Origin of the sequence: Alteromonas sp. NFXS44 (assembly GCF_040148705.1) — a bacterium.
In the GTDB taxonomy this organism is placed as follows: domain Bacteria; phylum Pseudomonadota; class Gammaproteobacteria; order Enterobacterales; family Alteromonadaceae; genus Alteromonas.
Genome location: NZ_JAGDEA010000005.1, coordinates 959835 through 972351, shown reverse-complemented (window position 1 = coordinate 972351; position 12517 = coordinate 959835). Strand labels below are relative to the sequence as shown.

At 47.3% G+C, this 12517-nt stretch carries 10 protein-coding genes; 2 read left to right on the top strand and 8 right to left on the bottom strand.

The features are described from left to right. Nucleotides 1–126: 126 nt before the first annotated feature. The 8 genes from sucD to sdhC form a co-directional block, all read right to left on the bottom strand. A complete protein-coding gene (sucD, locus tag J3369_RS09550; RefSeq protein WP_070124076.1) occupies nt 127–999 on the bottom strand; it encodes a succinate--CoA ligase subunit alpha in 873 nt (290 codons plus the stop codon). Next, nucleotides 999–2165 (bottom strand): ADP-forming succinate--CoA ligase subunit beta, encoded by a 1167-nt coding sequence (sucC, locus tag J3369_RS09545; protein WP_119501259.1) that lies wholly within the window; start codon nt 2163–2165, stop codon nt 999–1001. Before sucC ends, sucD begins: the two co-directional genes overlap by 1 nt. Before the next feature lie 136 nt (nt 2166–2301). After that, complete coding sequence (odhB, locus tag J3369_RS09540; RefSeq protein ID WP_303574203.1) at nt 2302–3801, bottom strand: 2-oxoglutarate dehydrogenase complex dihydrolipoyllysine-residue succinyltransferase; 1500 nt, start codon at nt 3799–3801, stop codon at nt 2302–2304. Nucleotides 3802–3811: 10 nt separating this feature from the next. Then, nucleotides 3812–6634 carry a 2-oxoglutarate dehydrogenase E1 component gene (locus J3369_RS09535; protein WP_349586054.1) on the bottom strand — a complete coding sequence of 941 codons (2823 nt, stop codon included), beginning with the start codon at nt 6632–6634 and terminating at the stop codon, nt 3812–3814. A gap of 202 nt (nt 6635–6836) precedes the next feature. Beyond that, nucleotides 6837–7547, bottom strand: coding sequence for a succinate dehydrogenase iron-sulfur subunit (locus tag J3369_RS09530; protein WP_349586052.1), 711 nt, complete (start codon nt 7545–7547; stop codon nt 6837–6839). A 14-nt stretch (nt 7548–7561) separates the two neighbouring features. Beyond that, nucleotides 7562–9334: a succinate dehydrogenase flavoprotein subunit gene (gene sdhA / locus J3369_RS09525; RefSeq protein WP_349586050.1), complete on the bottom strand. Its 1773-nt coding sequence runs from the start codon at nt 9332–9334 to the stop codon at nt 7562–7564. A gap of 1 nt (nt 9335) precedes the next feature. Further along, a complete protein-coding gene (gene sdhD / locus J3369_RS09520; protein WP_119501254.1) occupies nt 9336–9683 on the bottom strand; it encodes a succinate dehydrogenase, hydrophobic membrane anchor protein in 348 nt (115 codons plus the stop codon). Next, the gene (sdhC, locus tag J3369_RS09515) at nt 9677–10051 is read right to left on the bottom strand and encodes a succinate dehydrogenase, cytochrome b556 subunit (protein ID WP_119501253.1); all 375 of its coding nucleotides are present in this window, start codon (nt 10049–10051) and stop codon (nt 9677–9679) included. Before sdhC ends, sdhD begins: the two co-directional genes overlap by 7 nt. A 667-nt stretch (nt 10052–10718) precedes the next feature. Here sdhC and J3369_RS09510 point away from each other — a divergent pair. Then, on the top strand, nt 10719–11999 hold the full coding sequence (locus J3369_RS09510) for a citrate synthase (protein WP_303574207.1): 1281 nt from the start codon (nt 10719–10721) through the stop codon (nt 11997–11999). Nucleotides 12000–12059: 60 nt separating this feature from the next. After that, entirely contained in the window at nt 12060–12479 is a 420-nt protein-coding gene (locus J3369_RS09505) for a DUF3429 domain-containing protein (protein ID WP_349586047.1), read from the top strand. The last annotated feature ends 38 nt before the right edge of the window (nt 12480–12517 follow it).

Here is a 12517-nt window from a genome sequence, read left to right as displayed (position 1 = left end):
TTCATCATGAACAGGCTGGATATAGCAATAACTATAGTTCACGATACAGGATCAGAAAGAGTAACCATTGATTTATATTAAAAAAGCCCGCTATCAGCGGGCTTTATAATCGTCAAAAAGCCAGGCTTACCAGCCCGTCTGCTCGCGCAGTGCTTTACCGATGTCAGCCAGAGAGCGAACAGTCTTAACGCCTGCTGCTTCAAGGGCTGCGAATTTATCGTCAGCAGTACCTTTACCACCTGCGATAATTGCACCGGCGTGGCCCATGCGCTTACCCGGAGGAGCAGTAACACCCGCGATGTAAGAAACAACCGGCTTAGTTACGTTTTCTTTAATAAACGCAGCCGCTTCTTCTTCAGCAGTACCACCGATTTCACCGATCATAACAATCGCTTCAGTCTGTGGATCGTCCTGGAACATTTTCAGGATGTCGATGAAGTTAGAACCAGGGATTGGGTCACCACCGATTCCAACACAGGTAGACTGGCCGAAACCTTCGTCAGTAGTTTGTTTAACCGCTTCGTACGTCAGCGTACCAGAGCGGGAAACAATACCTACTTTACCAGGCTTGTGGATGTGACCAGGCATGATACCAATCTTACACTCACCCGGAGTGATAACACCCGGACAGTTAGGACCGATCATGCGAACGCCTTTCGCATTTACGTATTCTTTAACGTAAAGCATGTCCAGCGTAGGAATACCTTCAGTGATACAAACGATCAGCTCGATGCCAGCATCAGCCGCTTCAACGATTGAATCTTTACAGAAAGGTGCCGGTACGTAGATAACAGATGCAGTCGCACCCGTCGCTTCTACTGCGTCACGTACAGTGTTGAATACTGGCAGACCTAAGTGCTCAGTACCGCCTTTGCCCGGCGTTACACCGCCAACCATTTGCGTACCGTAAGCAATAGCCTGTTCAGAGTGGAAAGTACCCTGACCACCAGTGAAACCCTGACAGATTACTTTGGTGTCTTTATTAATTAAAACTGACATTATTTGCCCTCCGCTGCAGCAACAACTTTTTCTGCTGCATCAGTCAGCGATTCAGCAGCGATGATATCCAGACCTGAGTTAGCAAGAACTTCACGGCCAAGATCAGCATTTGTACCTTCAAGACGTACAACAACCGGTACTTCAACGCCTACTTCTTTTACTGCGCCGATGATACCTTCAGCGATCATGTCACAACGCACGATACCACCGAAGATGTTTACCAGTACTGCTTTAACATTGCTGTCAGACAGAATGATTTTGAATGCTTCAGCTACACGCTCTTTAGTCGCGCCGCCACCAACATCCAGGAAGTTTGCAGGCTTACCGCCATGCAGGTTTACGATGTCCATGGTACCCATGGCCAGACCTGCACCGTTAACCATACAGCCAACGTTACCGTCAAGTGCAACGTAGTTCAGCTCGAAAGAGGCAGCATGTGCTTCACGGGCATCTTCCTGTGAAGGATCGTGCATTTCTTTCACTTTCTTCTGACGATACAGTGCGTTACCGTCTACGCCCAGTTTGGCGTCAAGGCAGTGCAGGTTACCGTCGGTCTTGATTACCAGCGGGTTGATTTCGATCAGCGCCAGGTCAAGGTCTTCGAACATTTTCGCCAGACCCAGGAAGATTTGCGTAAATTGTTTTACTTGTACGCCTTCCAGACCCAGTTTGAATGCCATTTCACGTGCCTGATAAGGTTGAGGACCAACGATTGGGTCGATTTCAGCTTTCAGGATTTTTTCAGGCGTTTCTTCTGCAACGGTCTCAATTTCAACACCGCCTTCAGTAGATGCCATGAAAACAACGCGACGTGTACCACGGTCAACAACCGCACCTAAGTACAATTCGTTTGCGATATCAGTGCAAGATTCAACTAAGATTTTGCTTACTGGCTGACCTTTCTCATCAGTTTGGAAAGTTACCAGGTTCTTGCCAAGCCACTTCTCTGCAAATGCGCGAATGTCTTCTTTATCTTTTACAAGTTTAACGCCGCCCGCTTTACCGCGACCACCGGCATGTACCTGACATTTCACAACCCACTCGTCACCGCCGATGCGGTCGGCCGCTTCTACAGCACCTTCTGGTGTGTCTGATGCGTATCCTTCAGAAACAGGTAAACCGTATTCTTTGAATAGCTGCTTACCTTGGTATTCATGCAAATTCATGGTGTTTCTATCCGATTTTTAGTAAGACAAAAGTCGCTTATGCGACTTGATTAGTATGACCGGCCTCATTCTTCGAAACCAGCGCTGTGACAGGCAGCAATGGGTTGCTGCCTGCACACAATGACTACCTGAAAACTTATACGTCCAGTAACAGACGTGTTGGATCTTCAAGCATTTCCTTCACAGTAACCAGGAAGCCAACTGACTCTTTACCATCGATAATACGGTGGTCATAAGACAGGGCCAGGTACATCATAGGAAGAATTTCTACTTTGCCATTCACTGCCATTGGACGTTCCTGGATCTTGTGCATACCCAGAATCGCGCTTTGTGGCGGGTTAATGATTGGCGTAGACAACAGAGAACCGAACACACCACCGTTAGTAATGGTGAAGTTACCGCCCTGCAGATCAGCCATTGACAGTTTACCGTCACGACCTTTCAGAGCCAGATCTTTGATGCCTTTTTCAATACCTGCCATGCCCAGATTGTCAGTGTCTTTCAGCACTGGCGTTACCAGACCACGCGGGGTAGAAACCGCGATAGAGATATCAAAATAGTTGTGGTAGCAAATGTCATCACCGTCAAGAGATGCATTTACTTCAGGGAAACGTTTCAACGCTTCAGTGACTGCTTTCACGTAGAAAGACATGAAACCAAGACGAATGCCGTGACGCTTCTCGAAGCTGTCCTGATACTGCTTACGCAGATCCATGATTGGCTTCATGTTCACTTCGTTGAAGGTTGTCAGCATCGCAGTCGAGTTTTTCGCTTCCAGCAGACGGGTAGCGATTGTTTTACGAAGACGTGTCATAGGTACACGTTTTTCGCTACGGTCACCAACAGGCAGGTTAGCTGCCGGTTCAGCAGCTGCAGCTGCTTTAGGTGCTGCACTACCGCCTTTCAGATACTGTTCTACGTCTTCTTTGGTGATACGACCGTTTTTGCCGGTACCTTTTACTTTAGACGCATCAACGCCTTTTTCAGCAAGTAAACGACGTACAGACGGGCTTAACGCATCGCCATCATCGCTGTCGTCAGCTTCTTCAGCCGCTGCAGGAGCCGCTTTACCGGAAGCCGCACCTTCAACAAACTTAGCAATCACTTCTTCAGCCGTTACTGTAGCACCTTCTTCTGCCAGAATTTCTGCCAGAGAACCATCTGCAGGTGCAACAACTTCAAGAACCACTTTATCGGTTTCGATGTCAACCAGGTTCTGGTCGCGACTTACTGCTTCACCCACAGCAACATGCCATGTAGCAATGGTTGCATCAGCAACTGACTCAGGCAGTACCGGTACTTTTACATCGCTGGTTTTGCCGGAAGCTGCTGGTGCGGCTTCTTTAGATTCAGCTTTAGCTTCAGAAGATTTGCTTTCTGATTTAGCCGGTGCTTCACCGCCCTCGCTCAGCTTCGCAATCACTTGCTCACCTAATACAGTCGCGCCTTCTTCGTTCAGGATTTCTCCGATAACACCGTCTGCGGGTGCTACCACTTCCAGAACCACTTTATCGGTCTCAATATCAACCAGGTTTTGATCGCGCTTAACTGCATCACCGGCTTTAACATGCCAAGTTGCAATGGTCGCATCGGCAACTGATTCAGGCAGAACCGGAACTTTTATCTCAATTGTCATCACTGTTCCTTTATTTAATCGTGAGTGCGTCTTCAACCAGGGCTTTCTGTTGCTGGTTGTGAACGGATAGATAGCCTACGGCAGGAGAAGCCGATGCTTCACGTCCCGCATATGATAATTTTGCACCATCAGGGATGGCTTGCCAGAAGTGATGCTGGCTGCTGTACCAGGCGCCCTGATTTTGAGGCTCTTCCTGACACCATACCCAATCTTTAACATGGCTGTATTCGGCAACGATTTTTGCTGCTTCTTCCTGAGGGAACGGATACAACTGTTCAAGACGGATGATAGCCACATCGGTCTGTTCATTCTTACGACGCTGGTCAAGCAGATCGTAATACACTTTACCTGAACACATCACCACGCGTTTCACGCCAGCCGGATCGATATCATCAATCTCACCGATAACGTTCTTAAACACGCCTTCAGACAGTTCCTCTAAAGAAGAAATAGCCAGCGGGTGACGCAGCAATGACTTAGGTGACATGACAATCAGAGGCTTACGCATTGGACGTACAACCTGACGACGAATCATATTGAACACCTGAGCCGGCGTAGACGGGATACATACCTGCCAGTTGTGGTCAGCACATAATTGCAGGAAACGTTCGAGACGTGCAGAACTGTGTTCTGGTCCCTGCCCTTCGTAACCGTGTGGAAGTAACACAGTCAGACCACACAGACGGCCCCACTTCGCTTCACCTGAGCTTAAGAACTGGTCAAAGACAACCTGAGCGCCGTTAGCAAAGTCACCGAATTGCGCTTCCCAGATAGTCAGCGTACCGGGTTCCGCGGTAGCAAAGCCGTATTCGAACGCCATAACCGCTTCTTCTGATAATACAGAATCGAAGATCTCGATTTCACCCTGACCTTCACGGATATTCTGTAAAGGCATATAAGTTGAAGCGTCAGTTTGGTTGTGCAGAACGGCATGACGGTGGAAGAAGGTACCACGGCCTGAGTCCTGACCGGTCATACGGATGCTGCTTCCATCGTTAACAATCGATGCGTACGCCAGGTTTTCAGCCATACCCCAGTCAAGAGGTTTCTCACCGGATGCCATGGCCTTACGGTCCTGATAGACCTTATTTACACGTGAATGCAGTTTGAAGTCTTCCGGATAACTACTGATGCTTTCAGCAAGAGACTTCAGTTTTTCGATAGACAAACTGCCATCGTAAGGTGCATCCCAATCGTGACCAATATACGGAGTCCAGTCTACAGAATGCTCTGTCATCGGACGCCATTCTTCTACCACACAGGCACCATGATCTAATGCTGCACGGTATTCTTCAATGAAACGTTCAGCATCACGACTTTCAATTGTACCCTCAGCAATTAATTGGTCAGCATAGATCTGACGGGGAACAGGATGCTTTTTAATTTTTTGATACATCAACGGCTGAGTCGCATTCGGCTCATCAGACTCATTGTGACCATGACGACGGTAACAAACCAGATCGATAACCACGTCTTTTTTGAATTTATTACGATACTCAAGGGCCAGTTTAGTCACAAACATCACCGCTTCAGGATCGTCAGAATTCACGTGGAAAATAGGCGCCTGAACCATCTTCGCAATGTCAGTACAATACTGAGTCGAACGGGTATCTTCAGTCTTGGACGTTGTGAAACCAACCTGGTTGTTGATGACGATACGCACAGTACCGCCGACAGCGAAACCACGTGTCTGAGACATGTTAAAGGTTTCCTGCACAACACCCTGACCGGCAATCGCAGAGTCACCGTGAATGGTAATTGGCAGCACTTTATTGAAATCGTCATTGCGGCGGTCAATACGTGCACGTACAGAGCCCATAACTACCGGGTTAACAATTTCAAGGTGAGACGGGTTAAACGCCAGCGCCAGGTGAACATTACCGCCGGGCGTTGCGAAGTCTGATGAGAAACCTGCGTGATACTTAACGTCCCCGGAACCTAACGTGTTGTCATGTTTTCCGGAGAACTCGTCGAACAACACAGAGGGGTTTTTACCCAGCACGTTAATAAGTACGTTCAGACGGCCACGGTGAGCCATACCGATTACCACTTCTTTAGTGCCAACGGTTCCGGCTTCAGTAATAAGGCCTTTAAGCATAGGAACCAGTGCATCACCACCTTCCAGTGAGAAGCGCTTGGCACCCGGGAATTTTGCACCCAGGTATTTTTCCATACCATCAGCAGCTGTCAGCCCTTTAAGGATAGCAAGCTTCTCTTCTTTAGAGATTTGCGGGCTGGCTTCTACAGATTCGATGCGTTGTTGTAACCAGCGCTTTTGCTCAGTATCGGTAATGTGCATGTATTCTGCACCGATAGATTCGCAGTAAGTGCGGTTAAGAGATTTGAACAGGTCACGTAGCGACATGCTGTCCTGACCGATAGCATACGAACCGACATTAAAGTTAACGTCGAGGTCTGCATCTGTCAGAGAGTGATGAGAGAGGTCCAAATCGCGGGCTTTAGTTTGTTTCCAAAGTCCAAGCGGGTCGAGATTTGCATTCTGGTGACCACGAAAACGATACGCGTTAATCAGCTGAAGAACTTTAACCTGACGGTCATCTGAAGGAGCGGAGCCTTCCTGACTGGCAGATGAAGACATCCTGGCTGTTGGTCCAAGGGCAGCGAGCTGCCTGAATTGATTACGAATTGACGTATGGTTGCTTTCCAGTTCTACGCCGTCAACTTTCGGTAGGGTATCGAATACTTGACGCCATGTATCTGAAACGCTTTGTGGATTGTCGATGTACATTTCGTACAGCTCTTCCACATAGGCAGCATTGGCGCCCGCCATATGCGAGGAATCCCACCACGCTTTCATCACGCTTTCTTGCATTATTGTGCCTTGCTACGTTTAGGAAATATTCTTTAACACGGTGTTATATTATGACGGTTATTTTCATAAGAACCAATAGTTATGATCATATTGTGAATAAAAACCAACCGTTTATGCCGTATATATAAAAAAATAGCCATCCTCGATGGATGGCCATTTAGCTAATTACAATCTGAAACTAAAAAAGTGACAGAAATTTGTACTAAACAGCCCGTTGTAAAAGCATCGACTTAATCTGGCCGATAGCTTTTGTCGGGTTCAATCCTTTCGGACATACACTGACACAGTTCATGATACCGTGGCAGCGGAAGACGCTGAATGCATCATCCAGGTCGTTGAGTCGCTCTTCGGTAGCGGTGTCACGGCTATCGATTAAGAAACGATAAGCATGAAGCAGACCAGCAGGGCCGATGAACTTGTCAGGGTTCCACCAGAACGACGGACAAGACGTTGAACAACAAGCACATAGAATACACTCGTACAGGCCATCCAGTTTTGCGCGGTCTTCAGGCGACTGCAGATGTTCACGTGCAGGCGGCTGCTTACTGTCGTTAATCAGGAACGGTTTAATTTTCTCGTACTGGTTGTAGAACTGCGTCATGTCAACAACCAGGTCACGCACTACCGGCAGACCAGGCAGCGGGCGAACCACGATTTTACCTTTACCCAGAGCAGATAATGGTGTGATACATGCCAGGCCATTCTTGCCATTCATGTTCATACCATCTGAACCACATACACCTTCACGGCATGAGCGGCGGAAAGACAGCGTAGGATCCTGTTCTTTAAGAAGCAGCAGTGCATCCAGCACCATCATATCCTGGCCTTCTTCCACTTCCATTTTGTAGTCTTGCATCTTAGGTGCGTCGTCTACGTCAGGGTTGTAGCGATAAACTGAAAAATGTAATTGCATGATACTTGCCTCTCTTAATACGAACGCACTTTAGGCGGGAATGCTTCCCGTAACTTTGGCGCCATATTGACGTCACGTTTCAACATAGACTCGGTTTGCGGGCGATAGATGCTGTGGCATAACCAGTTCTCATCGTCACGGTCCGGGAAGTCGAAACGGCTGTGTGCACCACGACTTTCCGTACGGAAGTTCGCAGCCACTGCAGTGCTGTATGCTGTCTCCATGAGGTTATCAAGCTCAAGACACTCAATACGCTGGGTATTAAAGTCAGAACTCTTATCATCAAGACGGGCGTGTTGCAGGCGTTCTCTGATTTCTTTAAGTTGTTGTAAACCTTCAGCCATTGCATCACCTTCACGGAATACCGAGAAGTTAAGTTGCATACATTGCTGCAGGTCCTTTTTAATTTGAACCGGATCTTCACCCTTACCTTTTTCAGAAGACTCCCATCGATTGAAGCGGGCCATAGCCGCATCAAGATCAGATTGAGAAGCATCACGGGCTGGCGCGATTTCAGACAGTTTTTCACCCAGGTGCAGACCGGTCGCACGACCGAATACCACCAGGTCAAGCAGTGAGTTACCACCCAGGCGGTTTGCACCGTGTACAGATACACAAGCAATCTCACCACAGGCGAATAAACCATTTACTACGGAGTCGTTACCGTTTTCATCAACAGTCAGACACTGGCCATGAACGTTGGTTGGAATACCACCCATCATATAGTGACAAGTCGGGATTACCGGAATAGGTTCTTTAACCGGATCAACGTGAGCGAATGTACGTGACAGCTCAAGGATACCAGGCAGACGTGACTCAAGAACGTCTTTACCCAGGTGGTCCAGCTTCAATTTAATGTGAGTACCCCAGGGGCCTTCACAACCACGACCTTCGCGGATTTCCGTCATCATTGAACGGGCAACAACGTCACGACCGGCAAGGTCTTTCGCGTTTGGTGCATAACGCTCCATGAAACGTTCGCCGTCTTTATTAAGCAGGTAACCACCTTCACCACGACAACCTTCGGTTACCAGCGTACCGGCACCGGCAATACCTGTCGGGTGGAACTGCCACATTTCCATATCCTGTACGGAAACACCGGCACGCAGTGCCATACCAACACCGTCACCGGTATTGATGTGAGCATTAGTAGTAGACGCATAAATACGACCTGCACCACCGGTAGCCAGTACAACGGCACGTGATTTGAAATAAACCACTTCACCCGTTTCGATGTCGATAGCAGTACAGCCTACTACATCGCCGTCCTGGTTTTTAACCAGATCCAGTGCATACCACTCGGAAAAGACTTTAGTTTTGTTTTTCACGTTCTGTTGATACAGAAGGTGAAGCAGCGCGTGACCAGTACGGTCAGCAGCAGCAGCGGTACGAGCGCCCTGTTCGCCACCGAAGTTTCTTGACTGACCACCGAAAGGACGCTGGTAGATTTTGCCGTTCTCGAAGCGAGAGAATGGCAGACCCATGTTTTCCATTTCGATAATGGCTTCAGGGCCGGTCTTACACATATATTCGATCGCGTCCTGGTCACCGATGTAGTCAGAACCTTTTACGGTATCGTACATGTGCCATTCCCAGTTATCTTCATGGGAGTTACCCAGCGCTACGGTGATACCACCCTGCGCAGATACGGTGTGAGAACGGGTAGGAAAAACCTTAGATAATAAGGCGCAGGATTTACCTGACTGAGAAATTTGCAATGCGGCACGCATACCCGCACCGCCTGCGCCGATTACAACGGCGTCAAATTCATGTACTGGTAGATTCATATCAGATACTCCACAAAACAAACAGGCCAACAAGAACGTATACAAACGCAATCAGGTTCAATACGAACTGGATAACAGCACGCAGGCCGGGCGCTTTAACGTAATCGGTAAGAACTTGCCACAGACCAACACGAACGTGAAACATAACAGCAACCAGCGTTGCAAATGTGAAGACCTTCATGCCTAAGCCAGTAAACAGACCACGCCAGATTTCATAGCTGAGTTCATCGGTGGTGATGAAGAACCACACCATGAAAAATGAAAATGCGGTGATGATTGCGGCGGTTGTGCGCAGTGTAACGTAATCTTGTACACCGTCGCGCTTAATGCTTGCCTGGTTAGTTACCATAGTGCGACTCCCAAAACGACAGTAAGAACAACCCACAGTGCGATGATTGCACGGGCGCTGTTATTACCTGACTCTAATTCTTCCCAGTGACCCATATCCATAATAACGTGACGGATACCGCCAAGAATGTGATACGTAAGTGCGGAAGCTGTACCGATAGCAATCAGTTTTCCAATTACTCCGTCCATGATTGTTTGCACGTTAGCAAAGCCGTCTGGTGATGAAACAGAAACTGCCCATGCCCAGATAACAAATAAAAGTGCGAAAAACATGGCTACGCCGGTGACGCGGTGGAGAATTGAAGAAACAGCAGAGGGAGGAAATTTAATTGTCTTGAGGTCTAAATTTACTGGTCTTTGCTTTTTCACAATTTATGCCTGTTTAATCCGTAGGGATATGAATTACCCGCTGTTTTTATGTCCTGACAGAGTAATTCGGTTGTTTACCTGTTAATAGTCTCGTCCAATGAGTTGTTAACAATTTGTGAAGTATTTATTGCTTTATTAACAAGGCAATGGTGCCTCGTTTCAAGCACGCCTGAGTATATCCAGCGCATTGTACAATTACAATTTTTTGTACCCTATTAGGACTTTAGTCGTATAACTTCTGAACACCGGATGGCGGGGTGTATGATGAGAGCGTTACTTTTGCTTATCGAAGCAAGCGCAAGTGCAGCAGGCAATCTACACTCAACACCTATGGCGTCGCGTATTAATATAACACACCTGAAAATCTATGCATTTAGATGAAACAGATGTAATCCATGGACATTTCACATGATTGTTAATCTGTCATGAAGAAACCATTTCTTTTCACTTCAAATACAACTTATTTTTTAGTGCGTAAATAAAATAAAAATAAGTTGTAATACAGTTTCGATATAACTTTTAATAACTTGGAATATTTATTATACAATTTTGCAATTAAATTGACTTTTAGCTGCATAATAAAGTAAAACTACGCCACTTTTTCCAACTAACTCGTTTAGTTTTTAAGCGAGAACGTTGCCAAAGAACCATTCTGAGGAGAGCATTTATGGCAGATCAGAAGGCCATTCTGAAAGCCGGTGATAAAGAGATCGAACTACCGATTTTGTCCGGCACCGAGGGTCAAGATGTAATTGATGTACGTTCACTGGGTGCACACGGATATTTCACGTTCGACCCCGGTTTCATGGCGACAGGCTCTTGCGAGTCTGCAATTACGTATATCGATGGCGCGGCTGGTGTATTACTGCACCGTGGTTACCCTATCGAAGAGCTGGCACGTGATGCGTCCTACCTCGAAGTGTGCTACATGCTGTTAAACGGCGAAGCACCAACTAAAGAAGAATATGAAGATTTCCGTGCGACAATTACCCGTCACACAATGGTTCATGAACAAATCAACATGTTCTTCCACGGTTTCCGCAATGATGCCCACCCGATGGCCATGCTTTGCGGCACTGTAGGTGCGATGTCTTCTTTCTACCACAGTGACCTGGACGTTTCTAACCCTGAAGAGCGTATGCGCAGTGCACACCGCTTAATCGCGAAAATGCCTACGCTGGTAGCTATGTGTTACAAGTACAACATCGGTCAGCCGTTTGTTTATCCACGTAACGACTTAAGCTACGCTGCAAACTTCCTGAATATGATGTTCTCAGTACCTGCTGAAGAATACAAAATCAGTTCTGCCGTTGAACTGGCTATGGACCGTATCTTCACGCTTCACGCTGACCACGAACAAAACGCTTCTACATCTACTGTACGTCTTGCAGGTTCTTCAGGTGCTAACCCTTATGCGTGTATCGCTGCCGGTGTTGCATCTCTGTGGGGCCCTGCGCACGGTGGTGCGAACGAAGCATGTCTGACAATGCTGGAAGAAATCGGCAGTGTGGACCGTATTCCTGAGTTTATTGCACGTGCGAAAGATAAGAGCGATCCTTTCCGTCTGATGGGCTTCGGTCACCGTGTTTACAAAAACCATGACCCGCGCGCCACAGTAATGCGTGAAAGCTGTCACGAAGTACTGAAAGAGCTGAACGTACAGGATCCATTACTCGATGTAGCAATGGAACTGGAAAAAATCGCCCTTAACGACCCGTACTTCGCTGAGAAGAAACTGTTCCCGAACGTTGATTTCTACTCAGGCATTATCTTAAAAGCGATTGGAATTCCTACCAACATGTTCACGTGTATCTTTGCTCTGTCCCGGACAGTTGGCTGGATTTCACACTGGCATGAAATGATGAGCGATCCGAAGCAAAAAATCGGTCGTCCACGTCAGATGTATACAGGTTACAACCAACGTAAATTCTCACCGCTGGAAAAGTAATTTTTTCCCGATGAGTTAAAATAGCGCCTTATGGCGCTATTTTTGTTTTAAGGAGTGAATATGCCCTATCAGGCTGTGCTATTAGGGGTTGCCGGACTGATCCCTTTTTTATTTTTGCCTCTTGCAGCAGTCCTTAACCTGTTGCCGTTGCATGAAAGTGCCCGTTATTTCACCCAGTATTCTGCCGTCCTGCTTTCATTTTTTGGTGGTATTTACTGGTGGGATGCCCTGAATAAAAAAGCGTATGGTCCGCAACTGGTGATTGCCATGCTGCCGACGATTACTGGCTGGTTATGTCTTGTATTTGCAGGCAACCTGTCTACGCTGGGTGTGCTGTCGGTGGCTTATCTGGCAGTATTATTTTATGACAAGCAAGTACTCGCATTAGATAAATCAGCGATTGTCAGCTATATCACCTTGCGGATGGCTTTAACAACGGTGGTTGTTTTGTCCCATGCCTGGTTGATTTTCCTGTTCTGAATCAGGTTATACAAACGAAAAAGCCTCGTTAGAACGAG